Annotated in this window: 23 protein-coding genes; 10 read left to right on the top strand and 13 right to left on the bottom strand. The window is 69.7% G+C overall.

Annotated elements, in window-relative coordinates:
• Positions 1-31 precede the first annotated feature (31 nt).
• A complete protein-coding gene (locus DI272_RS20810) occupies positions 32-2,431 on the bottom strand; it encodes a cation-translocating P-type ATPase (RefSeq protein WP_109496821.1) in 2,400 nt (799 codons plus the stop codon).
• 107 nt (positions 2,432-2,538) lie between these two features.
• Positions 2,539-2,799 (bottom strand): DUF2530 domain-containing protein, encoded by a 261-nt coding sequence (locus DI272_RS20805; RefSeq protein WP_109496820.1) that lies wholly within the window; start codon positions 2,797-2,799, stop codon positions 2,539-2,541.
• A gap of 133 nt (positions 2,800-2,932) precedes the next feature.
• On the opposite strand from DI272_RS20805, the gene DI272_RS20800 reads away from it, so the two are divergent.
• Positions 2,933-4,384 carry an NCS2 family permease gene (locus DI272_RS20800; RefSeq protein WP_109496819.1) on the top strand — a complete coding sequence of 484 codons (1,452 nt, stop codon included), beginning with the start codon at positions 2,933-2,935 and terminating at the stop codon, positions 4,382-4,384.
• Here DI272_RS20800 and DI272_RS20795 read toward each other — a convergent pair.
• A complete protein-coding gene (locus DI272_RS20795) occupies positions 4,377-4,559 on the bottom strand; it encodes a hypothetical protein (RefSeq protein WP_037624226.1) in 183 nt (60 codons plus the stop codon). The two genes, DI272_RS20800 and DI272_RS20795, sit on opposite strands and share 8 nt — an antisense overlap.
• A 150-nt stretch (positions 4,560-4,709) precedes the next feature.
• On the opposite strand from DI272_RS20795, the gene DI272_RS20790 reads away from it, so the two are divergent.
• A complete protein-coding gene (locus DI272_RS20790; RefSeq protein WP_109496818.1) occupies positions 4,710-5,147 on the top strand; it encodes a MarR family winged helix-turn-helix transcriptional regulator in 438 nt (145 codons plus the stop codon).
• A gap of 110 nt (positions 5,148-5,257) precedes the next feature.
• The gene (locus tag DI272_RS20785; RefSeq protein WP_181387261.1) at positions 5,258-6,532 is read left to right on the top strand and encodes an MFS transporter; all 1,275 of its coding nucleotides are present in this window, start codon (positions 5,258-5,260) and stop codon (positions 6,530-6,532) included.
• 24 nt (positions 6,533-6,556) lie between these two features.
• On the opposite strand, the gene DI272_RS20780 is transcribed toward DI272_RS20785, so the two are convergent.
• Complete coding sequence (locus DI272_RS20780; RefSeq protein ID WP_109500950.1) at positions 6,557-7,078, bottom strand: GNAT family N-acetyltransferase; 522 nt, start codon at positions 7,076-7,078, stop codon at positions 6,557-6,559.
• Between the two features lie 34 nt (positions 7,079-7,112).
• Between DI272_RS20780 and thpR the strand changes: the two genes are divergently transcribed.
• A complete protein-coding gene (thpR, locus tag DI272_RS20775) occupies positions 7,113-7,685 on the top strand; it encodes an RNA 2',3'-cyclic phosphodiesterase (RefSeq protein ID WP_109500949.1) in 573 nt (190 codons plus the stop codon).
• 195 nt (positions 7,686-7,880) lie between these two features.
• Here thpR and DI272_RS20770 read toward each other — a convergent pair whose 3' ends face one another.
• Genes DI272_RS20770 through DI272_RS20760 form a run of 3 tightly spaced genes read right to left on the bottom strand, consistent with a single transcriptional unit; the run spans position 7,881 to position 9,886 of the window.
• The gene (locus tag DI272_RS20770) at positions 7,881-8,870 is read right to left on the bottom strand and encodes an aldo/keto reductase (RefSeq protein WP_109496816.1); all 990 of its coding nucleotides are present in this window, start codon (positions 8,868-8,870) and stop codon (positions 7,881-7,883) included.
• Positions 8,871-8,900: 30 nt separating this feature from the next.
• Entirely contained in the window at positions 8,901-9,080 is a 180-nt protein-coding gene (locus DI272_RS20765) for a DUF397 domain-containing protein (RefSeq protein WP_109496815.1), read from the bottom strand.
• Positions 9,077-9,886 carry a helix-turn-helix transcriptional regulator gene (locus DI272_RS20760; RefSeq protein ID WP_109496814.1) on the bottom strand — a complete coding sequence of 270 codons (810 nt, stop codon included), beginning with the start codon at positions 9,884-9,886 and terminating at the stop codon, positions 9,077-9,079. Before DI272_RS20760 ends, DI272_RS20765 begins: the two co-directional genes overlap by 4 nt.
• Before the next feature lie 83 nt (positions 9,887-9,969).
• On the opposite strand from DI272_RS20760, the gene DI272_RS20755 reads away from it, so the two are divergent.
• A complete protein-coding gene (locus tag DI272_RS20755; protein ID WP_109496813.1) occupies positions 9,970-10,398 on the top strand; it encodes a hypothetical protein in 429 nt (142 codons plus the stop codon).
• Here the strand turns inward: DI272_RS20755 and DI272_RS20750 are convergent.
• Both DI272_RS20750 and DI272_RS20745 read right to left on the bottom strand, forming a co-directional pair.
• A complete protein-coding gene (locus tag DI272_RS20750) occupies positions 10,370-10,954 on the bottom strand; it encodes a Uma2 family endonuclease (protein ID WP_109496812.1) in 585 nt (194 codons plus the stop codon). The two genes, DI272_RS20755 and DI272_RS20750, sit on opposite strands and share 29 nt — an antisense overlap.
• Before the next feature lie 88 nt (positions 10,955-11,042).
• Positions 11,043-11,726: an SGNH/GDSL hydrolase family protein gene (locus tag DI272_RS20745; protein ID WP_109496811.1), complete on the bottom strand. Its 684-nt coding sequence runs from the start codon at positions 11,724-11,726 to the stop codon at positions 11,043-11,045.
• A 94-nt stretch (positions 11,727-11,820) separates the two neighbouring features.
• Here DI272_RS20745 and DI272_RS20740 point away from each other — a divergent pair, with 94 nt between their 5' ends.
• On the top strand, positions 11,821-12,813 hold the full coding sequence (locus tag DI272_RS20740; RefSeq protein WP_109496810.1) for a WD40 repeat domain-containing protein: 993 nt from the start codon (positions 11,821-11,823) through the stop codon (positions 12,811-12,813).
• A gap of 1 nt (position 12,814) precedes the next feature.
• Here DI272_RS20740 and DI272_RS20735 read toward each other — a convergent pair whose 3' ends face one another.
• A complete protein-coding gene (locus DI272_RS20735; RefSeq protein ID WP_109496809.1) occupies positions 12,815-13,585 on the bottom strand; it encodes a TetR/AcrR family transcriptional regulator in 771 nt (256 codons plus the stop codon).
• 100 nt (positions 13,586-13,685) lie between these two features.
• Between DI272_RS20735 and DI272_RS20730 the strand changes: the two genes are divergently transcribed.
• The 3 genes from DI272_RS20730 (at position 13,686) to DI272_RS20720 (ending at position 17,093) form a co-directional block, all read left to right on the top strand.
• Positions 13,686-14,660: an ATP-binding cassette domain-containing protein gene (locus DI272_RS20730; protein ID WP_109496808.1), complete on the top strand. Its 975-nt coding sequence runs from the start codon at positions 13,686-13,688 to the stop codon at positions 14,658-14,660.
• Positions 14,657-15,466 carry an ABC transporter permease gene (locus DI272_RS20725; protein WP_109496807.1) on the top strand — a complete coding sequence of 270 codons (810 nt, stop codon included), beginning with the start codon at positions 14,657-14,659 and terminating at the stop codon, positions 15,464-15,466. The genes DI272_RS20730 and DI272_RS20725 overlap by 4 nt, the downstream gene beginning before the upstream one ends.
• A 109-nt stretch (positions 15,467-15,575) precedes the next feature.
• Positions 15,576-17,093 carry a cellulase family glycosylhydrolase gene (locus DI272_RS20720; protein WP_109496806.1) on the top strand — a complete coding sequence of 506 codons (1,518 nt, stop codon included), beginning with the start codon at positions 15,576-15,578 and terminating at the stop codon, positions 17,091-17,093.
• Positions 17,094-17,129: 36 nt separating this feature from the next.
• Here DI272_RS20720 and DI272_RS20715 read toward each other — a convergent pair whose 3' ends face one another.
• Entirely contained in the window at positions 17,130-17,552 is a 423-nt protein-coding gene (locus tag DI272_RS20715; protein ID WP_109496805.1) for a helix-turn-helix domain-containing protein, read from the bottom strand.
• Positions 17,553-17,618: 66 nt separating this feature from the next.
• Here DI272_RS20715 and DI272_RS20710 point away from each other — a divergent pair, with 66 nt between their 5' ends.
• Positions 17,619-18,554, top strand: a complete 936-nt coding sequence (locus DI272_RS20710) for an NADP-dependent oxidoreductase (RefSeq protein WP_109496804.1) — start codon at positions 17,619-17,621, stop codon at positions 18,552-18,554.
• Positions 18,555-18,699: 145 nt separating this feature from the next.
• On the opposite strand, the gene serC is transcribed toward DI272_RS20710, so the two are convergent.
• Positions 18,700-19,818 (bottom strand): phosphoserine transaminase, encoded by a 1,119-nt coding sequence (serC, locus tag DI272_RS20705; protein ID WP_109496803.1) that lies wholly within the window; start codon positions 19,816-19,818, stop codon positions 18,700-18,702.
• 87 nt (positions 19,819-19,905) lie between these two features.
• Positions 19,906-21,150, bottom strand: coding sequence for a cytochrome P450 (locus DI272_RS20700; protein ID WP_109500948.1), 1,245 nt, complete (start codon positions 21,148-21,150; stop codon positions 19,906-19,908).
• Positions 21,151-21,190: the final 40 nt, after the last annotated feature.

The following is a 21,190-nucleotide window of genomic DNA, read 5'->3' as shown; positions in this document are numbered from 1 at the left end:
CAAATAAGCAGTAAGGGCCCGTCGGGCGGCCCTATGCGGGAAAGCGGCGGTCCACCCACTTCCACATCAGTTCCAGGGCGGCCGCCGCCACCACCGAGATCCCCACCGCCATCCACGGCATGGCCACGCCCACCAGCTTCAGCGCGAAGAAGTCCTGGAGCCAGGGCACCGCCAGGACGAGCAGGAAACCGGCCCCCATCGACACCACCAGCACCACCCGCCACCACGTGTACGGCCGGGCGATGATGGCCAGCACCCACATCGAGATCAGGAACAGGGTGAGGGTCGCCACGCTCGTCTCCGCGTCCAGCGCGCCCTTGCCCGTGTAGTAGTGACGGGCGATCAGGTAGGTCACGAAGGTCGCCACCCCGGCCACCAGCCCGCCCGGGATCGAGTACCGCATCACCCGCCGTACGAAATGCGGCTTCGCCCGCTCCTTGTTGGGGGCCAGGGCCAGGAAGAACGCCGGGACGCCGATCGTCAGAGTCGACAGCAGGGTCAAGTGCCGGGGCAGGAAGGGGTACTCCACCTGCCAGCACACCACCAGCAGCGCCAGCAGCACCGAGTACACCGTCTTCACCAGGAACAGCGTCGCCACCCGCGTGATGTTCCCGATGACCCGGCGCCCCTCCGCCACCACGTCCGGCAGCGTGGCGAAGCTGTTGTTCAGCAGCACGATCTGCGCGACCGCCCGCGTGGCCTCCGACCCCGAGCCCATCGAGACGCCGATGTCCGCGTCCTTCAGCGCCAGCACGTCGTTCACGCCGTCGCCGGTCATCGCGACGTTGTGCCCGTGGGACTGCAACGCCCCCACCATGTCCCGCTTCTGCTGCGGGGTGACCCGCCCGAACACCGTGCCCTCGTCGAGGGCGTCCGCCATCCCGTCCCGGTCCGAGGGCAGCGTGCGCGCGTCGACCGTCGTGCCCTTCAGGCCGAGCTTCCCGGCCACCGCGCCCACGGACACCGCGTTGTCACCGGAGATGACCTTGGCGCGGACGTCCTGCTCGGCGAAGTAGCGCAGGGTGTCGGCCGCGTCGGGGCGCAGCCGCTGCTCCAGTACGACGAGGGCGGCGGCGGAGGCATCGCGCGCGACCTCCGGATCGTCCAGGTCGCCCGCCACCCGGGCCAGCAGCAGCACGCGCAGGCCCTGTTCGTTGAGGCGTTCCGTCTCCGTCAGCGCCGGGTCGCCGGCGCCCAGCAGCACGTCCGGCGCCCCCAGGAGCCACGTACTGGACTCCCCGTCGCCCTCGCTGAAGCTCGCGCCGCTGTACTTGCGGGCGGAGGAAAAGGGGAGGGACTCGGTGCAGCGCCAGTCCTCGGCGTCCGGGTAGGCGTCGATGATGGCCTGCAACGAGGCGTTCGGGCGCGGGTCCGACTCGCCCAGGGCGCCGAGCACCTTGCGTACGTACGTCTCGTCGCTGCCGTTGAGCGCGCGCAGCTCCGTGACGTCCATGCCGCCCTCGGTCAGTGTGCCCGTCTTGTCGAGGCAGACGGTGTCGATGCGGGCGAGGCCCTCGATAGCCGGCAGCTCCTGGACGAGGCACTGTTTCCGGCCGAGCCGGATCACGCCGATCGCGAAGGCGACGGAGGTGAGCAGGACCAGCCCTTCCGGGACCATCGGGACGATGCCGCCGACCGTGCGGGCGATCGAGTCCTTCAAGTCGTTGCTCTTGACGACCAGTTGCGTGATGACCAGGCCGATCGCGGCCGGGATCATCATCCACGTCACGTACTTGAGGATCGTGGAGATGCCGGTCCGCAGCTCGGAGTGGACCAGCGTGAAGCGGGAGGCCTCCTCGGCGAGTTGGGCGGCGTACGCCTCGCGCCCCACCTTGGTGGCCTGGAACGCGCCGCCGCCGGCGACGACGAAGCTGCCGGACATGACGGGGTCGCCGGGCTGTTTGACGACGGGGTCGGCCTCGCCGGTGAGCAGGGATTCGTCGATCTCCAGGCCGTCGGCCTCGACGCACACCCCGTCGACGACGGCCTTGTCGCCGGGCCCGATCTCGATCAGGTCGTCGAGCACGATCTCCGAGGTGCTGACCTCCAGGGCCTGTCCGTCCCGCCGTACCGTCGGCCTCGCCTCGCCGATCACGGCCAGCGAGTCCAGGGTCTTCTTCGCCCGCCACTCCTGGATGATGCCGATGCCGGTGTTGGCGATGATCACGTACCCGAACAGGCTGTCCTGGAAGGGTGCGACGAACAGCATGATCAGCCAGAGCACGCCGATGATGGCGTTGAACCGGGTGAAGACGTTCGCGCGGACGATCTCGGCGAGCGACCGGCTGCTGCGCACCGGCACGTCGTTGACCGCCCCGCGCGCCACCCGCTCGGCGACCTCGGCGGCGGTCAGCCCGCCGGTCCCGCCGGGGGCGGGGGCGGGTCCGGGATGCACAGGATCGAGTTCGGCGCCCGCGTCGATGTGCGTCATGCCTTCGACGGTACGTGCGGATTTGCGGCTTCACCCGCCGAGTGGGCGGAAGTTCCGACCTGGGGAGGAGAGGCTGCGGGGTCGAGTGGTGCCCTGGTAGTACGGGACTACGGGGCTTCCCGTAGGGCCTGGGCCCGCTTGATGGCGGCGTCGCGCCGGTGGACGTAGTAGATGCCGATCAGGCCGAGGCCCGCCCCGGCCAGGCAGGTCCACACCCACCAGGCGTGTCCGCGGTCGTCGAACCAGCCGTAGAAGGGGAGCTGGACGAGGAAGAGGACGAACCAGAGGATCGTGCCGCCAATGATGGTGGGCACGACGGGGCCCTCCAGGGGCTCCGGTGCCTCGTGCTTGGGGGTCCACTTCGCCATGGGCACAGCTTACGAGGCGGTCCGCCGCCCTTCGCGGGCGATCAGGTCTACGCGCGGAGATAGCTAAGTCCCGGTTCATATGTTCATACTGAAACGGTTTACGTCTGTCCACTTCTGCTCGTAGGAACATCCAATGTCCACCTCGGCCACCGCCAAGGCACCCGCGCCCGAACAGCCGGGCGGCACGCCCGCGTACGGCGCTCTCGACCGCTACTTCAAGATCTCCGAGCGCGGCAGCACCCTCGCCCGCGAGGTCCGCGGCGGTTTCGCCACCTTCTTCGCGATGGCCTACATCATCGTGCTGAACCCGATCATCCTGGGCAGCGCGAAGGACATGTACGGGCACCAGCTCGACAACGGCCAGCTCGTCACCGCCACCTGCGTCACCGCGGCCTTCACCACGCTCCTCATGGGCGTCATCGGCAATGTGCCGATCGCGCTGGCCGCCGGTCTCGGCGTGAACTCGGTCGTCGCCCTCCAGCTGGCACCCCGGATGTCGTGGCCGGACGCCATGGGCATGGTCGTGCTCGCGGGCTTCATCGTGATGCTGCTCGTCGCCACGGGCCTGCGCGAGCGCGTGATGAACGCGGTGCCGTTCGGCCTGCGCAAGGCGATCAGCATCGGTATCGGCCTGTTCATCATGCTGATCGGGCTCGTCGACTCCGGCTTCGTCTCCCGCATCCCCGACGTCGCCCAGACCACCGTCCCGCTCCAGCTCGGCGGCGACGGTCACCTCAACGGCTGGCCGGTCCTGGTCTTCGTCCTGGGCGCGCTGCTGACCCTCGCGCTGATCGTCCGCAAGGTCTCCGGCGCGATCCTGATCTCGATCGTCGCCATGACGGTCGTGGCGATGATCATCGAGGCGGTCGCCAAGGTCCCGTCCTGGGGTCTGACCACGCCCAAGTGGCCCGGCAACCCGGTCGCCAGCCCCGACTTCGGCCTGATCGGCGACGTCAGCCTGTTCGGCGGCTTCGACAAGGTCGGCGTGCTGACCGGCATCCTCTTCGTCTTCACCGTCCTGCTGTCGTGCTTCTTCGACGCGATGGGCACGATCATGGGCGTCAGCGACGAGGCCAAGCTGACCGACGCGCAGGGCCAGATGCCCGGCATCAACAAGGTCCTCTTCGTCGACGGCCTCGCGGTCGCGGCGGGCGGCGCCAGCTCCTCGTCCGCCACCACCGCCTTCGTCGAGTCGACGGCCGGCGTCGGTGAAGGCGCCCGCACCGGCTTCGCGAACCTCGTCACCGGCGGCCTCTTCGCCGTGGCCCTGTTCCTGACACCGGTCGCCACGATGGTCCCGTCCCAGGCGGCCACCCCGGCGCTGCTCGCGGTCGGCTTCATGATCCTGGCGAACTCCGTCAAGGAGATCGACTGGGCCGACTACACGATCGCGATCCCGGCCTTCGTCACGATGGTGATGATGCCGTTCACCTACTCCATCACCAACGGCATCGGCATGGGCTTCATCACCTTCGTGGTGCTGCGCCTGGCGGCCGGGCGGGGCAAGGACGTCCCCGCCGCGATGTACGTCGTCTCCGCCGTCTTCGCCTTCTACTACCTGATGCCGGCCCTCGGCCTCACGTGACGCCGTAGAACTTCTCTGTCTCCTCGACGGCGGTCTGGAACCGCTCGTCGAAGTCGTCCCGAATGAGCGTCCGGACCACATAGTCCTGGACGCTCATTCCCCTTTTGGCCGCATGGTCCCGGAGCCGGTCGAGCAGCTCCCCGTCTATCCGCAGGCTGAGCACGCTGGTCCCCATGAGTACGAGGGTCGCGGCCGGTACCGGGTGCTGTTCACTTTCCGCTGCCGTCTCACTCGTACGGGTGAAGGTCCGGTTTAGTGTCCAGGCTCACGGGAATCGTCGCGCGCGCCAGCTTGTTTAGCGAGAGTAATGAGTTATCCTAAAGAGATGCCGGACCTCACCCATGGCGACGACGCTGCCGCCGTGAACTCCCTACGCTCCGCCGTGATGCGACTGTCGCGCCGCCTGAAGCACCAGCGGGTCGACGAGTCGCTGAGCCCCACCGAGATGTCGGTTCTGGGCACCCTCTCCATCTGCGGCAAGGCCACCCCCGGTGAGCTCGCCCGCAAGGAGCACGTACAGCCGCCGTCGATGACCCGCATCGTGGCACTGCTGGAGGCCAAGGGACTGGTCCGCCTGGAGCCGCACCCCGAGGACCGGCGCCAGAAGGTCGTCACGAAGACGGAACAGGCCGAGGCGATGCTCGCCGAGAGCCGCGCCAAGCGCAACGCCTTCCTGGCCACCCTGGTCGACGGACTCGACGAGGACGAGTGGGCGAAACTGCGCGCCGCCGCCCCCGTGCTGGAGAAGCTCGCACACCTGTAAAGCAGCCGCAGTCGCAAGGAGGCGAACCCACTTTGAGTACGGGATCCGGAGCAGCTTCCGCCCCCGCACCGACCGTCCCTACCACCACCGGGGCCCCTGGCCGGTCCTCGATGTTCAGCTCGCTCAGGAACCGCAACTACCGCCTGTTCTTCCTGGGCCAGGTCGTCTCCAACACCGGCACCTGGATGCAGCGCATCGCCCAGGACTGGCTGGTCCTCAGCCTCACCGGCTCCGCGACCGCCGTCGGTGTCACGACCGCCCTGCAGTTCCTGCCGATGCTGCTCTTCGGCCTCTACGGCGGCGTCCTCGTCGACCGCCTCCCCAAGCGCCCCACCCTCCTGGTCACCCAGTCGGCGATGGCCCTGACCGGCCTGGCGCTCGCCTTCCTCACCCTCACCGGCCACGTCGAGGTCTGGCACGTCTACCTCGCCGCCTTCGCCGTCGGCCTCGCCACGGTCGTCGACAACCCGGCCCGGCAGACCTTCGTCTCCGAGATGGTCGGCCCCGACCAGCTCCAGAACGCCGTCAGCCTCAACTCCGCGAACTTCCAGTCGGCCCGCCTCATCGGCCCGGCGGTCGCGGGCCTGATGATCACCGGCGTCGGCACCGGCTGGGCGTTCCTCGCCAACGGCCTGAGCTTCATCGCCCCCATCACCGGCCTGCTGCTGATGCGCGCCCGGGAGCTGCACGTCGTGCGGCGCGCCCCGCGCGGCAAGGGCCAGCTGCGGGAGGGCCTGCACTACGTGGCCGGCCGCCCGGACCTGATCTGGACGATCGTGCTGGTCGGCTTCGTGTCGACCTTCGGCTTCAACTTCCCGGTGTACCTGTCGGCCTTCGCCGACGACGTCTTCCACGCGGGCGCCGGCTCCTACAGCCTCTTCAACACCGTCATGGCGGTCGGCTCCCTCGCGGGCGCCCTGCTCGCCGCCCGCCGCGGCACCGCCCGGATGCGGGTGCTGGTGGTGGGCGCGGTCGCCTTCGGCACCCTGGAGATGGTGGCGTCCGTCGCCCCGTCCCTGTGGCTGTTCGCCCTGCTGATGATGCCGATCGGCATGTTCGGCATGACGGTCAACGTCACCGCCAACAGCAGCGTCCAGATGAGCACCGACCCGGCCATGCGCGGCCGGGTGATGTCCCTCTACATGATGGTGTTCATGGGCGGCGCCCCGCTGGGCGCCCCGATCGCGGGCTGGATCACGGACGCCTACGGGGTGCGCGCGGGCATGGCCGCCGGCGGCGCGATCGCCGCGGGCGCGGCGGTCGTCATCGGCCTGGTCCTCGCCAAGGTCGGCAACCTGCGGCTGTCGGTCGGCTGGAACCACGGCCACCCGCACGTCCGCTTCGTCCCGCGCGAGGCGCAGGAGCAGCTGGCTGCGGCGGCGTGAGCCGTCGCAGGGGCCTGGCGGGCGTCAGACCCGCCGGGCCAGCAACTGCCCCGGCCACTTCTGCTCGCCGACCGTGAAGGCCTCGACGCGGCTGAAGCCGTTGTTCTCGTAGTAGCGGACGAGCTTGCCGTCGTCGCCCGCGTAGCAGTCCACCCGCAGCAGTCCGACCCCCGCGCGGCGGGTCTCGTCGGCCGCGTGCGCCAGCAGGGCACTGCCGACGCCCCGGCCCTTGAAGCGGCGCTCGGAGGCCAGCCAGTGGATGTAACGCTCGGGTTCGCCGGGCGCGGGGAGGTGGGCGAGGTAGGCGCCGGGCGCGTCGGTGAGGCTGAGGGTGGCGGCCGGTACACCGTCGACCTCGGCGATGTAGGTGACGCCCTCGTCCATGTAACGGGTCACGGACTCGACGGTCTTCGGGCTCTCCGACAGCGGCTTCGACCCCCACTGCCCGGTCCGCCCCTGTGAGACCAGCCACTCCACACAGCTGTCCAGCATGCCGAGTATCGCCGGGATGTCGTCGTGGTCGCCGTTCCTGATGGTGATCGCCATGACGGCAGCGTAGATCTTTGCCAGGGTGACGGACATGAGACTTTTCGCCGCGGTGCTGCCGCCGCAGGACGTCGCCGGGGAACTCGCGGCCGAGCTGGACGCGTTGAAGCGGCTCCCGGGGGCGGATGAGCTGCGCTGGACCGGGCGGCAGGGGTGGCACTTCACGCTGGCGTTCTACGGGGAGGTCGGCGACGACGTCGTACCCGGACTGTCGGCCAGGCTGGAGCGCGCGGCGGGGCGTACGGGGGCTTTTGAGATGGCCCTGCACCGCGGCGGGCAGTTCGGGCGGGGGCGGGCCCTGTGGATCGGGGCGGACGGCGACATGGCGGCTCTGCGGCTGCTGGCCGACCGGGCGGAGGCGGCGGGGCGCAAGGCGGGCGTCGAGATGGGGGAGCACCGGCGGTACAAGGCGCATCTGACCGTGGCGCGAAGCCGGTCGGAGGTGGATGTGCGGCCGTATGTGAAGGCGCTGGACGGGTTTGCGGGGCGGCGGTGGACCGTGGGTGAGCTGGTGCTCGTGCGGAGCAGCCTGCCGCGGTCGGGGGTGCCGGGGGAGCAGCCCCGGTATGAGGTGGTCGGGCGGTGGGGCTTCACAGGGGCCGGTTAGGCTCGGGGCGTGGACCCGAAGACCCGGAACCGGATTATGGCCGTAGTGCTGGTGCTGATGTTTGGCGTCGTCGCGTTGGCGGCAGCCCTCGGGAAGTGAGGGCGGGGGAACCGCGGGCCGGTTTCTCGCCGCGGGCCGTACGTGGCCGGTCGCGCAGTTCCCCGCGCCCCTAAAGGCGTCTGCCCCTGCCGGTGATCACCAGGCGAAGGCCTCCGGGGACGGGCCAGGACCCGGGAAGATCTCGTCCAGGCCAGTCAGGAGTTCCTCGCCCAGTTCCAGTTCCGTGGCACGGATCGCCGAGGCGAGCTGCTCCGCGGTGCGCGGGCCGACGATCGGACCCGTGACCCCGGGACGGGTCAGCAGCCACGCCAGGGCCGTCTCGCCGGGTTCCAGGCCGTGCTTGTCGAGGAGATCCTCGTACGACTGGATCTGCGCGCGCACGGCCGGGTTGGTGAGCGTCTCCGCCGTCCGGCCCGAAGCGCGGCGACCGCCCTCGACCTCCTTCTTGATGACCCCGCCCAGCATGCCGCCGTGCAGCGGCGACCACGGGATCACGCCGAGGCCGTAGTCCTGGGCGGCCGGGATGACCTCCATCTCGGCGCGGCGCTCGTAGAGGTTGTAGAGGCACTGCTCGCTGACCAGGCCCATGCGGCCGTGCCGGGCGGCGCTCTCGTTGGCCTGGGCGATCTTGTAGCCGGGGAAGTTGGAGGAACCGGCGTACAGGATCTTGCCCTGCTGGACCAGGACGTCGATCGCCTGCCAGATCTCCTCGAACGGGGTGGCGCGGTCGATGTGGTGGAACTGGTAGAGGTCGATGTGGTCGGTCTGGAGCCGCTTGAGCGACGCGTCGACGGCACGGCGGATGTTCACCGCGGAGAGCTTGTCGTGGTTGGGCCAGGCCTCGCCGTCGGCGCCCATGTTGCCGTAGACCTTGGTGGCGAGGACGACCTTGTCGCGGTGGGCCGGGCTCTTCGCGAACCAGGTGCCGATGATCTCCTCGGTGCGGCCCTTGTTCTCGCCCCAGCCGTAGACGTTGGCGGTGTCGAAGAAGTTGATGCCCGCGTCCAGCGCGGCGTCCATGATCGCGTGACTGTCGGCTTCGTCGGTCTGCGGACCGAAGTTCATGGTCCCGAGAACGAGCCGGCTGACCTTGAGTCCCGTGCGTCCGAGCTGCGTGTACTTCATGGGTTCTTAGCCAACGACGTGGAGTGTGCTCTAGGCAAGCATCTTGAGGAAGGCGGTCCAGGTGGCGGGGGTGAGGTGGAGGTGGGGGGTGTGGGTTTCGGGGGTTTTTGAGTCGCGGATGTGGATGGTGGTGGGGGTGACGGCTATTTCGAGGCATTCGCCTTCGCTGCCGCTGTAGCTGCTCTTGAACCAGGCGAGCTGCGTGCTCATAGCTTCCCTGCCACCTCTTCGATCAGCGTTGCCGACTCCTCGGGGTTGAGAGCCTGCGCCCGCAGCGTGCCATATTTCCCGAGCAGGTCTCCCAGGTCAGGTTGTTCGCTGACGAAGTAGCCGCCCCGATGTCCCTCGACGTAGGCGAGTTGGCGGCGTTCCTCGGTCTCCAGGAGGATCATGCTGCCGTTCAGACCGGCGTGCACTTGCCGGTCGTGTGGCATCACCTGGATCTCGACGTGGCGGAGTTCGCCGATGGCGAGGATGTGGTGGAGCTGCTCCTTGAGGGCCGCTGGGCCGCCCAACGGGCGTGTCAGCGTGCTTTCTTCGAGCACGTAGCTGACGTTGGGCGGGGGCTTCCGGGCGAAGAGTTGCTGCCGCCGGAGCCGGGTGGCCACCTGCTTCTCGATCTCCTCGTCTTCCAGGGTCGGGTAGCAGTTGCAGGTGATGACCGCCCGCGCGTATGCCTCCGTCTGAAGCGAACCCGGAATTAGGTGGGTCTGGTACACGTGCAGCGCGGCGGCCTTCTTCTCCTCCGCCAGATAGTCCTCGGTCCACGGGCGGAGCCCGCCCTTGCCGAATTCCTTCTCCGCCAGCACCGCCAGTGCACCTTGTGCACCGAGCACCTCATCGGCGATCTCCACCAACTGTCCCTTGGGCGACCGCTCTCCCCGCTCCACCATCGCCACCTGCGACTTGGAGTATCCGACGTGCCTGCCGAGGGCCTCCTGCGTCATCCCCGTACGTTCACGGAAGAACCTCAACAGCGCCCCGAACGTCTCCGACCCGCGATCACCGGAGTGCACAACCGCCTCCCCAAGTGCACAGCCCTGCACCACCCTTGAGTACCCCTGGTCACAGTATGTGAGCGCCCGCAACGATTTGCGGCATGAACGAGAGAATCGACGCCCCCTGGATCCCGCGCTGGATTCCCGCCGCCGGTCACGCCCTGCGCCTCGCCGGCGTGCACTTCGATGCCGTGCGCATGAGGGAACCGCTGGCCGAGCGCGTCGCCTCGGAGCTGCTGCGCTGTACCGACTTCGACGCGGGGCCGATCGTCACCGAGTCCACGGGCGACCGGAACATGTACTTCCTGTTGCCTCCGCAAACCGGCGGCGCCTATGCATGGCCGCCGGGCGTACGGGTGCTGACGCGCAGTCACGGCGGCATGGCCTACGTGGGGGTGCCCGCCCTGACCGGGATCACCTGGCCACTGGGGTGGCGGTCGGTGCCGTCGGCCGGGGTGCCGTTCGTGGACGGGGAGGTGCTGTGGGAGGTGGGGTGCCGACTCAGTCCCGGGGGAATTCCTCGGTCTTGAGGGTCAGGCCGAGGGGAGTTGTGGTCATGTCGATGTCCACTCCGAAGGCGACCGACAGCTCGGTGCGGTACTCGCCGCCCTTCGGCTGGGTGTAGAGGTGGCACTTGCCCTGGTAGGGGTCGGCGATGAGGAGAACGGGCACCTCCGCGATCGCGTAGGCGGTTTTCTTCGGCCCGTAGTCGTTCGCGGCGGTGCCCTTCGAGATGACCTCGGCGACGAACTCGATGTCCTCGAAGCGCCAGAGTCCCTTGGAGTTCTTCTCGGCGTTCTCGGCCACCAGCGTGACGTCGGAGGCGAAGCCGTTCAGGTGGCCGGGGTAGTCGACACGCACGTCCGACTTCACGCGCTTGCGCGGGTACTTGGTGCGCAGTTGCTCGTAGATGTCGGCGATGATCTCCCAGTGCGTGTCCCGCTGCGGTGACATGTAGATGGCCCCCTCGACGATCTCGACCTTGTAGCCCTCGGGGGTGTTCCGCTCCAGCGACTCGAACAGCTCGTCCAGAGTCAGCTCGCCGTCTGCGTCGGCCATCTCGATCCTGTCTTCAAGGACGGTCATCGTGGCGCTCCTCCCCGGCTGCCCCACGGGCAGGTGCAGCCGCGCAGTACAACGATACGCAGGGTGACCGAGGTGCGCCGATATCCAGTCAGCCTGTTCCGGCCTCGTACGTCTGTCCCCATCCCCACGCCTGGTACATCGCCTCGGCGAACGCTCCCGCGATCTTGTGCTCACCGCTCGCGTTGGGATGCGTCCCGTCGTACGTGTCGACGGTGAAGTCGTACGACTCCGGCGGCGACGCCAGCAGCAGCGGCGAGCGCGGCTCGTCGAGGTCGGCCACCGCCTTCGCGAGCAGCTCGTTGAAGAGGGTGACCTGGGCTGCGAAGTCGGCGTCCTCCTCGACGCGGACGTTCGTGAGCACCGGGAGGACGGCCATCCGGACGCGCGGGTTCGCTTCCCTCGCCGCCGCGATGAAGGCCCGCGCGTTCTCCGCCGTCTGCTCGGCGTTCGTGTAGAAGCCCAGGTCGATCAGGCCCAGGGAGACCAGGAGGACGTTCGCACGGCACGAGCGGACCGCCTCGCCGATCAGCGGCGCCATGTGCAGCCAGCCCTCGCCCCAGCCGGCCAGGTGGGCGGTGGGGAAGTCCGGGTCGGCGTACTCGTACGACGTCGGCGCGTCCGTCGCCTTGTCGTGCAGGGTCTCGCGCGGGCCCACGACGGCGAACGGGCCGCCGTACGTGTCGCGCAGGTGCTGCCACATCCGGTAACGCCATGTGTGTTCGCCCGCGCTTCCGATCGTCATGGAGTCGCCGACGGGCATGAACCTGAGCATCCGCTCATGATGAACGATCACGGCGAGAGGTGGGGTGTGACAGTCACCACGTGATCACCATCCCTCCCCATCTGGGGATGGCAAGCTTGACCGCATGCGTGCGCTACTGGGTGTCGTCGGAGCCTGTGCCCTGCTCGTTCTCACGGGCGCGGCCCCCGCCGTCGCCGCCGACGGGGACGGCAAGGGTGACCAGGACTTCACCATCGAGGACTCCCGTATCACCGAGTCCAGCGGCCTCGCCGCCTCCCACCAGCACCCCGGCATCTACTGGACCCACAACGACCAGGACACCGGCAGCTACCTCTACGCCGTCGACAGCGGCACCGGGAAGACCGTCGCCCGCATCACCCTCGCCGGGGTCGGTCAGCAGCGGGACGTCGAGGCCATCTCCATCGGGCCCGACAACCAGATCTACGTCGGGGACATCGGCGACAACGACGGGGTCAGCTGGCCGTACGTCTGGATCTATCAGCTTCCCGAGCCGAAGAAGCTCGTCGACCAGACGATCCGCGCCAAGCAGTACGTCGTGAAGTACACCGACGGCTCCCGCGACGCCGAGTCGATGATCGTCCATCCCAAAACCGGGCGCGTCTACATCATCGACAAGCAGGAGGACGGCGGACATCTCTACGAAGGGCCCGCCAAGCTCTCCACCTCCGGCACCAATGTTTTCAAGCCCACCACCGCCGTCGACCTCTGGGCCACCGACGCCGCCTTCTCGCCGGACGGTCAACACCTCGCCGTACGCGGGTACTTCGGGGGTATCTGGTACGACTGGAACGGCGGTGACCTGAAGAAGGAGGGGCGGCTGAGCGTGCCCCTCGGGCAGGGGGAGTCCGTCAGCTACTCCGCCGACGGCACCAAGCTCATGCTCGGCAGCGAGGGTGAGGGCAGCGAGGTGGTCGCGCAGGACGCGCCGGGGGGTGGCGGGTCCTCCGGTTCGTCCTCCGGGGGCGGGAGTTCGGCCCAGGGCGGCAGCGGGGACGGCGGCGGGGGCAACGGCACCGTCAAGGTCGGTGCCCTCGCCGTCGCGGCCGTCGTGGCCGTCGTGTTCGGGTTCCGGCGGCTGTTGCGGCCCCGGCGCTGACCTACTGCTCCTGGACCGCCGACCGGCGGTGCGCGACGAGCACCTCCAGGCCGTCGAGAATCCGTTGCAGCCCGAACTCGAAGTGGTCGAAGTCGGAGCCGAAGGCGTCGTCGGAGAGTCCGGCGAGGAGCGGGTAGCGGCCGGAGGCCATGACCTTCTCCAGCACCGGCACCTGCGCCTGCCAGAACTCCGCGTCCGTCAGGCCGGTCCGGCGTTCCACGTCCTGCTGGTACAGCTGGGTGCGGGCGGCGCCGACGACGTAACCGTCGACCATGACGATCGCCGAGACCAGCTCGGGGTCGGTCAGGCCCATCGGCTTGATGCGGCTGAGGATCTTCTCCATGCCGTCGAGGGCGCTCGGGCCGAGGATCGGGCGGGACTGGTTGACCTGGAGCAGCCAGGGGTGGCGGCGGTAGAGGGCGAGGGTGGCCCGGCCCAGGGCCTCCAGGGCTGAGCGCCAGCCTCCGTCGCCGAGGTCCGCCGGGTTCTCCGACGGGCGCTGCACCCGGTCCAGCATCAGGTCGAGCAGTTCGCCCTTGCCGGGGACGTACCGGTACAGGGACATCGTGCCGGTGCCGAGCTCGGTGGCGAGGCGCCGCATCGACACCGCCTCCAGCCCCTCCGCGTCCGCGAGCCGGACGGCCGCCGCCACGATCCGGTCCAGGGTCAGGGTGGGCCTCGGCCCGCGGCTGGGGCGCTTGGCGGTGTCCCACAGCAGCTCAAGGGTGCGGACGATGTCGCCGCTGCCGCTGGTCTCCGAACTGCTTGTCATGGGTGCAGCTTAGTTCCGTGCCGAATAACTGGGTACGGTGTACGCGTAATCGGGTACGGTGTACTCAGTTAATCGTCATCAGGGAGAGCAAGGGGGACCCATGACCACCGACGGATACGCCGTCCGCGCCGAGGCGCTGGAGAAGCGGTACGGCGAGAAACGCGCCCTGGACGGCTTCGACCTGGCCGTCCGCCAGGGCACCGTGCACGGACTGCTCGGGCCCAACGGCGCCGGCAAGACCACCGCCGTGCGCATCCTGTCCACGCTCGTCCGGCTCGACGGCGGGCGGGCGCAGGTCGCCGGGCTGGACGTCGCCTCGCGGGCGCGTGAGGTGCGGGCGCGCATCGGGCTCACCGGGCAGTACGCGGCCGTGGACGAGGTGCTCACCGGGCGGCAGAACCTGGAGATGTTCGGCCGTCTCTTCCACCTCGGCGGACGGCGGGCCAAGGCGCGGGCCGCCGAGCTGCTGGAGCAGTTCGACCTCACCGACGCCGCGGACAAGGGCGTCGGCAAGTACAGCGGCGGCATGCGGCGCCGCCTCGACCTCGCCGCCTCCATGATCCTCGCCCCGGCCGTGCTCTTCCTGGACGAGCCGACGACCGGGCTCGACCCGCGCAGCCGCGGTGAAGTCTGGGACTCCGTGCGGGCGTTGGTGGCGGACGGCGCCACCGTGCTGCTGACCACGCAGTACCTGGAGGAGGCCGACCGGCTGGCCTCCCGCATCACCGTCATCGACCAGGGGCGGGCCATCGCCGACGACACCCCCGACGGGCTGAAGAGCCGGGTCGGCGGCGACCGTATCGAGGTCGTCGTCGCCGAACGGGCCGACATCCCGCAGGTGGTGAAGGTCGTCGCCCGGGTCTCGGACGGCGAACCCGAGGCGGAGGAGGGTGAGTTGCGGGTCCACGCCCCCGTCGTCGACCGGGTCTCCGCCCTCACCGAGGTCGCCCGCACCCTCCAGGACGAGGGTGTCCGGGTGGAGGACATCGGGCTGCGCAGGCCCAGCCTCGACGACGTGTTCCTGCGCCTGACCGGACACCGCACCGAGACGGAGACCGAGGAGGCCGCCGCATGAGCACCCTGGAAGCGACCCGTGGCCGGACCTTCTGGGTCCTCGCCGACGTCTGGAACATCGTCCGCCGCGGCCTCACCCACTACCGGCGCCAACCGGTCAACATCGCCTGGCAGCTGGGCTTCCCGATCCTCTCCGTCCTGCTCTACGGCTATGTCTTCGGCAGCGCCATGCAGGTGCCCGGCGGCGGGGACTACAAGGACTTCCTGATGCCCGGGATGTTCGTGATGACCATGGCCTTCGGCTTCATCAACACCGCGACCCTGGTGGTGTACGACGCCACGAAGGGCGTGATCGACCGGTTCCGTTCCATGCCGATGACCTCCGCGGCCGTCGTCGCCGGACGCGGGGTCACCGATCTGCTCGTCGCCTGCGCCGAGTTGGCCATCATGATGCTGACCGCGCTCGCCATGGGCTGGCGGCCGGACGGCGGGCTCGGCTTCCTCGCGGCCTTCGGACTGCTGCTGTGGCTGCGGTTCGCGCTGATCTGGATCGGGGTGTGGCTGGGGCTCATCGTGCCCAACCCGGAGGCGGCGGGCGGCCTGTTCGCGGTGGCGTTCCCGCTCACGATGATCTCCAGCATCTTCGTCGCGCCCCAGCTCATGCCCGACTGGCTGGGCCATGTGGCCGCCTGGAACCCGATCTCCTCCACGGCCGCCGCGACCCGCGACCTGTTCGGCACGCCGGTGGGCGGCGGGGGCTCGTGGGTCGAGGAGCACGCCCTGCTCATGGCGTACGCGTGGCCGGTGATCCTGACGGCGGTCTTCCTGCCTCTCGCGGTACGCAGGTTCCAGAAGCTCAGTCGGTAGTGTCGCGTGTCTTGACGTGTCCATGTGACCTGACTTCCATGGGGGGAGCGGGTGATGGGAGCGCTCCCATCACGTTCCGGGCCCGCGCTCCCCGAGAGAAGGCAGCGACATGTTCCGCACCTTGCGAAGAGCGTTGTGCGCGGCGGCGCTTCTGTTGCCGCTCCTGGCCGGCGTCAGCCCCTCGGCGCAGGCGGCCGAGGCTGCCGCCGGTGCCGGCTACTGGCACACCAGCGGGCGCCAGATCCTGGACGCGAACGGCCAGGCGGTCCGGGTCGCCGGGATCAACTGGTTCGGCTTCGAGACCAGCAACCACGTCGTCCACGGCCTCTGGTCCCGCGACTACAAGTCCATGATCGACCAGATGAGATCGCTGGGCTACAACACCATCCGTATCCCGTTCAGCGACGACATCCTCAAGCCCGGGACCGTCCCCAACAGCATCGACTTCAGCAGCGGAAAGAACGCCGACCTGCAGGGGCTCGACTCCCTCGGCGTGCTGGACAAGATCGTGGCGTACGCCGGTCAGGACGGCCTCAAGGTCATCCTCGACCGGCACCGCCCGGACTCCGGCGGCCAGTCGGCGCTCTGGTACACCGCCGCGGTGCCCGAGTCGACGTGGATCGCCAACCTGAAGGCCCTGGCGACCCGTTACCTCGGCCAGAACACGGTCGTCGGCATCGACCTGCACAACGAGCCCCACGACCCCGCCTGCTGGGGCTGCGGTGACACGGCGACGGACTGGCGGCTGGCCGCCCAGCGGGCCGGCAACGCGGTCCTCTCCGTCAACCCCGACCTGCTGATCTTCGTCGAGGGCGTGCAGACCTTCAACGGCGTCTCCGGCTGGTGGGGCGGCAACCTGATGGGCGTCGCGCAGTACCCGGTGAACCTGAACGTCGCCAACCGGGTCGTCTACTCCGCCCACGACTACGCCACGAGCGTCGCCCAGCAGAGCTGGTTCAGCGATCCGTCCTTCCCGGCCAACATGCCCGGGATCTGGGACAAGTACTGGGGGTACATCTTCAAGCAGAACATCGCGCCCGTGTGGGTGGGGGAGTTCGGCACGACCCTCAGCTCGACCGTGGACCAGAAGTGGCTGGCCGCGCTCGTGGACTACCTGCGGCCGACGTCGACGTACGGCTCGGACTCCTTCCACTGGACCTTCTGGTCGTGGAACCCCAACTCCGGTGACACCGGCGGCATCCTGAAGGACGACTGGCAGACGGTCGACACGGTGAAGGACGGGTACCTGGCGAGCATCAAGGCACCGGGCTTCCCCTCGAACGGCGGCGGTGGCGGCGGCGGTGGCGGGGGCGGCGGCGGCTCCACGGCGAGCTGCTCGGCCGCCTACACCGTCAGCAGCGACTGGGGCGGCGGCTTCAATGCCGAGGTGAAGGTCACCAACACCGGTACCACGGCGCTCAGTTCGTGGAAGGTGACCTGGACGTTCGGCGGCTCGCAGCAGATCACCAGCATGTGGAACGCCTCGTACACCCAGTCAGGGGCTACCGTGACCGCGACCAACGCCGCGCACAACGGGACGGTCGCGGTGGGCGGTTCGGCGACCTTCGGGTTCGGCGGGACACCGGGGGGCGGGGGTGTGCCGAGCGTGAGCTGTACGGCGGCCTGAGCGCCGGGCGCCCGGCCCGGTACGCGCCGGGCGCCCTCACCGTCGTACGGGAGCGGGGTCCGCGGCTTCGGCGGTGCGCGCGTCGAACTCCTCGCGGGCCGTGCGGATGGCGTCGATGTTCGCCTGCGACCAGTCCGTGATGCCCTGGATCAGACCGCCCATCTCCCGCCCCAGGCCGGTGAGCCGGTACTCCACGCGCGGAGGCACGGTCGGGTACACCTCGCGGGCCAGCAGGCCCTCGCGTTCCAGGGCGCGCAGGGTCGAGGTCAGCACTTTCTGGGTCACGCCGTCGAGGCGGCGGCGCAGTTCGGTGAAGCGCATGGGCCGGCCGTCCTCCAGGGCCACCAGCACCAGCATGGTCCACTTGCTCGCGATGACCTCCAGCACGGCGCGGGTGGGGCAGTCGCGCAGGAAGATCTCCACGCCGCCGTGTTTCCTGAGGTCGAAGCCGGTATCCATGAGGAACCTCGATATCAGACAAGTGCCGTCTTCCGTGCGGGGATTGCCGCGGCCGAGGATGACCGCATGAACCGTATGCATGCCATCGTCCAGTCCTCCTTCGGCGGTCCCGAGGTGCTCACCTGTGCCGAGACCGATGTGCCCGAGCCCGGGCCCGGCCAGGTGCTGGTGCGGGTCGGGGGCGCCGGGGTGAACCCCGGGGACACGGTGTTGCGGTCCGGGCGGGTGCCGGAGCTGGTGACCCTGCCGTGGACCCCGGGGAACGACGTGGCCGGGGTCGTGGCGCGGGTGGGCGAGGGCGTGACGCGGTTCGGGGCGGGGGACGAGGTGTACGGCATGCTGCCGCTGTCGGCGCGGGGTGCGTACGCCGAGTACGTCGTCGCACCTGTCGCCGCGCTCGCCCCCAAGCCGAAGAACCTCGGCCTCGCGCAGGCCGCGGCGGTGCCGCTGGTCGCGATCACCGCGTGGCGGGCGCTGTTCGGCCTGGCGGAGGCCGGGCCCGGCGACCGGGTGCTGATCCACGCGGCGGCCGGCGGGGTGGGGCACGTCGCGGTGCAGCTCGCCAAGGAACTGGGGGCCCATGTCATCGGCACGGCACGGCCGGGCAAGCACGACTGGCTGCGCGGGCTCGGCGCCGACGAGCTGGTCGACTACACCGCCGGGGACTTCCGGACGGCCGTGGCGCCGGTCGACGTCGTGCTGGACCTGGTGGGCGGCGAGTACGGGACGCGCTCACTGGACGTGCTCAGGCCGGGCGGCCTGCTCATCGGGGCGGCGATCGACCCCGGCGTCGACGAGGCGCGGGCGGCCGAGCGGGGGCTGCGGTACGTGTGGGTCACGGCGGAGCCCTCGGGGGAGGCGCTGGAGCCGGTCACGCGGCGCATCGAGGACGGGCGGCTGACGGTCGTGGTGGAGCGCACCTACCCGCTGGCGGAGGCCGCCGCGGCCCACCGGGCGATCGAGGAGAAGCGGACGACGGGCAAGCTCGTGCTGGTGCCGTGACGGCCGGACGAAGAGGGGGCGCCCGGTCGGTGCCGTGACCGCCGGACGACGAGGGGTGCCGGGTGCCCGGCCGGTGCCGTGCCGGCCGGACGACGAAGGGCGCCCAGCGACGAGCCGGGCGCCCTTCATCGTCGTACGAGAGCGATCAGAGCTTCTCGATCACGTAGTCGATGCACTTCGTCAGCGCCTCGACGTCCGCCGGGTCGATCGCCGGGAACATCGCCACGCGGAGCTGGTTGCGGCCGAGCTTGCGGTAGGGCTCGGTGTCGACGATGCCGTTGGCGCGCAGGACCTTGGCGATCGCGGCGGCGTCGATCTCGTCGGAGAAGTCGATCGTGCCGATGACCTGGGAGCGCTTGGCCGGGTCGGAGACGAACGGGGTCGCGTGCTTCGACTCCTCCGCCCAGCTGTACAGGCGGGTCGAGGAGTCCTTCGTACGGGCCGTGGACCAGGCGAGACCGCCCTGGCCGTTGATCCACTCCAGCTGCTGGTTCAGGAGGAAGAGGGTGGCCAGCGCCGGGGTGTTGTACGTCTGGTTCTTGCGGGAGTTGTCGATCGCCGTGGGGAGCGAGAAGAACTCGGGCACGTGGCGGCCGGAGGCGTGGACGCGCTCGGCGCGCTCGATCGCGGCCGGGGAGAAGACACCGATCCACAGGCCGCCGTCGGAGGCGAAGGACTTCTGCGGGGCGAAGTAGTAGACGTCGGTCTCGGCGATGTCGACCGGGAGGCCGCCGGCGCCGGAGGTGGCGTCGACCAGGACCAGCGCACCCTCGTCGGCGCCGGACACGCGCTTGATCGGGGCCGCGACACCCGTCGACGTCTCGTTGTGGGTGAAGGCGTAGACGTCGACGCCCGCCTCGGCCTGCGGCTCCGGGTGGGTGCCCGGGTCGGAGGCGATGACGGTCGGCTCGGCCAGCCACGGGGCGAGCTTCGCGGCCTTGGCGAACTTCGAGCTGAACTCGCCGAAGTTCAGGTGCTGCGACTTGTTCTCGATCAGGCCGTGGGTCGCGACGTCCCAGAACGCGGTGGAGCCGCCGTTGCCGAGGATCACCTCGTAGCCCTCGGGCAGGGAGAACAGCTCACTGATGCCCTCGCGCACCTTGCCGACCAGGTTCTTCACCGGGGCCTGGCGGTGGGAGGTGCCGAGCAGAGAGGTACCGGTCGCGGCCAGCGCGTCCAGCGCTTCCGTCCGCACCTTGGAGGGGCCCGCGCCGAAACGACCGTCGGCGGGCTTGATGTCAGCGGGAATCTGGATCTCAGCCACGAGCCGGAGGGTATCTCCTCGGTGAAACCGGACGGAAACGTGTCCGTTCGATGAGACGACTTCTCCGGCCCGTGGACTTGTCGTGATCTACGAATCCTGCGGCGCCGTCAGCCGAACCGGCAGTTCGAACAGGTCGTTCTGGGTCACCACCGGCTTGTTGCGCAGGTTCGTCGGCGGGATCGCCAGGTCGAGGTCCGGGAAGCGGGCGTACAGGGCCGGGAGGGCGACGCCCGCCTCCAGGCGGGAGAGGGCGGCGCCGGGGCAGACGTGCGGGCCGTGGCCGAAGCTGATGTGGCGGTTCGGCGAGGTGCGGGTGATGTCGAACTCGCCCGCCGTGGGGCCGTGCGCCTGCTCGTCGCGGCCGATGGCGGCGTACGACACGATCAGCGCGTCGCCCGCGGGCAGGACCTTGTCGCCCACCTGGACGTCCTCCGTCGCGAAGCGGATCAGGACGTGGGAGGTGGGGGTGGAGTGCCGGAGCGTCTCCTCGACGACCGAGGACCAGTCGACCTCGCCCGCCAGCACCAGGGCACGCTGCACCGGGTGGAGTGACAGCTGGAGCACGGCGTTGACGATGAGGGAGATCGTCGTCTCGTGGCCGGCCGCGACCATCAGCTGGAGGGTGGAGACGATCTCCTCGTCGGTGAGGTGGTCACCGTTCTCGGACGCCTGGATGAGCGCCGAGGTGAGGTCGTCACCGGGCTCGGCGCGCTTGGCGGCCACCGTCTCCGCCATGATGCCCGCGAGCTCGGTGAGCGTCGCGATGACCTCCGCCGGCGGGGTCTGGGTGGAGAAGAACTTCTCGAACAGCTCCTTCAGCCGGGGGAGCTTCGCCTCGGCCAGGCCCATGAGGTCGGCGATGACGTACATCGGGAGCGGGTAGGCGAAGGCCGCCTTGAGGTCGACCACCCCGTCCTCGGCGGCGCCCTCCAGGTCGTCGAGCAGCTTCTCGGTCAGCGCCGTGATCCGCTCCCGCATCGCCTCCACCCGGCGCGGGGTGAGCGCCTGGGCGACCAGGGTGCGCATCCGGCGGTGGTCGGCGCCGTCGACGGTGAGCATGGAGCGGCCGGGGTTGGCCAGCCCGATCAGCGGCCAGTCCGGGGGGATCTCGCCGCGCTGCCAGGCACCCCAAACGTTGATGTCCTTCACCAGCCGGGGGTCGGTGAGCAGCGCCTTGGCCTCGGCGTGGTGCGTGACCGCCCACACGGGGACCCCGCCGGGCAGCTCCACGGCGGCCAGCGGACCGGCGGCACGCAGGCGCGCGCTCTCACCGTCCAGGTCCTTGACGAAGGGGTCGAGGGCTATACGGGTCTGTTCCGCGTCGGTCGTCATCTCAGTGGTCATACGGGTGCCTCCAGAGGGGCGGCGTGAG

The organism is Streptomyces sp. Act143 (assembly GCF_003143935.1).
Lineage (GTDB): Bacteria > Actinomycetota > Actinomycetes > Streptomycetales > Streptomycetaceae > Streptomyces.
The sequence above is the reverse complement of the archived record's forward strand: the minus strand, read 5'-3'. Positions and strand labels throughout refer to the sequence as shown.

What these genes read in the sequence shown, in the direction of transcription:
- DI272_RS20795 (WP_037624226.1), bottom strand. Translation starts at nt 4,559, where the DNA reads ATGGGGACCAGCGTGCTCAGCCTGCGGATAGACGGGGAGCTGCTCGAC.
- DI272_RS20700 (WP_109500948.1), bottom strand. Translation starts at nt 21,150, where the DNA reads ATGACGACCGACGCGGAACAGACCCGTATAGCCCTCGACCCCTTCGTC.
- DI272_RS20745 (WP_109496811.1), bottom strand. Translation starts at nt 11,726, where the DNA reads ATGCTCAGGTTCATGCCCGTCGGCGACTCCATGACGATCGGAAGCGCG.
- DI272_RS20800 (WP_109496819.1), top strand. Translation starts at nt 2,933, where the DNA reads ATGTCCACCTCGGCCACCGCCAAGGCACCCGCGCCCGAACAGCCGGGC.
- DI272_RS20785 (WP_181387261.1), top strand. Translation starts at nt 5,258, where the DNA reads ATGTTCAGCTCGCTCAGGAACCGCAACTACCGCCTGTTCTTCCTGGGC.
- DI272_RS20715 (WP_109496805.1), bottom strand. Translation starts at nt 17,552, where the DNA reads ATGGATACCGGCTTCGACCTCAGGAAACACGGCGGCGTGGAGATCTTC.
- DI272_RS20810 (WP_109496821.1), bottom strand. Translation starts at nt 2,431, where the DNA reads ATGACGCACATCGACGCGGGCGCCGAACTCGATCCTGTGCATCCCGGA.
- DI272_RS20725 (WP_109496807.1), top strand. Translation starts at nt 14,657, where the DNA reads ATGAGCACCCTGGAAGCGACCCGTGGCCGGACCTTCTGGGTCCTCGCC.
- DI272_RS20735 (WP_109496809.1), bottom strand. Translation starts at nt 13,585, where the DNA reads ATGACAAGCAGTTCGGAGACCAGCGGCAGCGGCGACATCGTCCGCACC.
- DI272_RS20755 (WP_109496813.1), top strand. Translation starts at nt 9,970, where the DNA reads ATGAACGAGAGAATCGACGCCCCCTGGATCCCGCGCTGGATTCCCGCC.
- DI272_RS20780 (WP_109500950.1), bottom strand. Translation starts at nt 7,078, where the DNA reads ATGGCGATCACCATCAGGAACGGCGACCACGACGACATCCCGGCGATA.
- thpR (WP_109500949.1), top strand. Translation starts at nt 7,113, where the DNA reads ATGAGACTTTTCGCCGCGGTGCTGCCGCCGCAGGACGTCGCCGGGGAA.
- DI272_RS20730 (WP_109496808.1), top strand. Translation starts at nt 13,686, where the DNA reads ATGACCACCGACGGATACGCCGTCCGCGCCGAGGCGCTGGAGAAGCGG.
- DI272_RS20710 (WP_109496804.1), top strand. Translation starts at nt 17,619, where the DNA reads ATGAACCGTATGCATGCCATCGTCCAGTCCTCCTTCGGCGGTCCCGAG.
- DI272_RS20740 (WP_109496810.1), top strand. Translation starts at nt 11,821, where the DNA reads ATGCGTGCGCTACTGGGTGTCGTCGGAGCCTGTGCCCTGCTCGTTCTC.
- DI272_RS20750 (WP_109496812.1), bottom strand. Translation starts at nt 10,954, where the DNA reads ATGACCGTCCTTGAAGACAGGATCGAGATGGCCGACGCAGACGGCGAG.
- DI272_RS20805 (WP_109496820.1), bottom strand. Translation starts at nt 2,799, where the DNA reads ATGGCGAAGTGGACCCCCAAGCACGAGGCACCGGAGCCCCTGGAGGGC.
- DI272_RS20770 (WP_109496816.1), bottom strand. Translation starts at nt 8,870, where the DNA reads ATGAAGTACACGCAGCTCGGACGCACGGGACTCAAGGTCAGCCGGCTC.
- DI272_RS20790 (WP_109496818.1), top strand. Translation starts at nt 4,710, where the DNA reads ATGCCGGACCTCACCCATGGCGACGACGCTGCCGCCGTGAACTCCCTA.
- DI272_RS20720 (WP_109496806.1), top strand. Translation starts at nt 15,576, where the DNA reads ATGTTCCGCACCTTGCGAAGAGCGTTGTGCGCGGCGGCGCTTCTGTTG.
- DI272_RS20765 (WP_109496815.1), bottom strand. Translation starts at nt 9,080, where the DNA reads ATGAGCACGCAGCTCGCCTGGTTCAAGAGCAGCTACAGCGGCAGCGAA.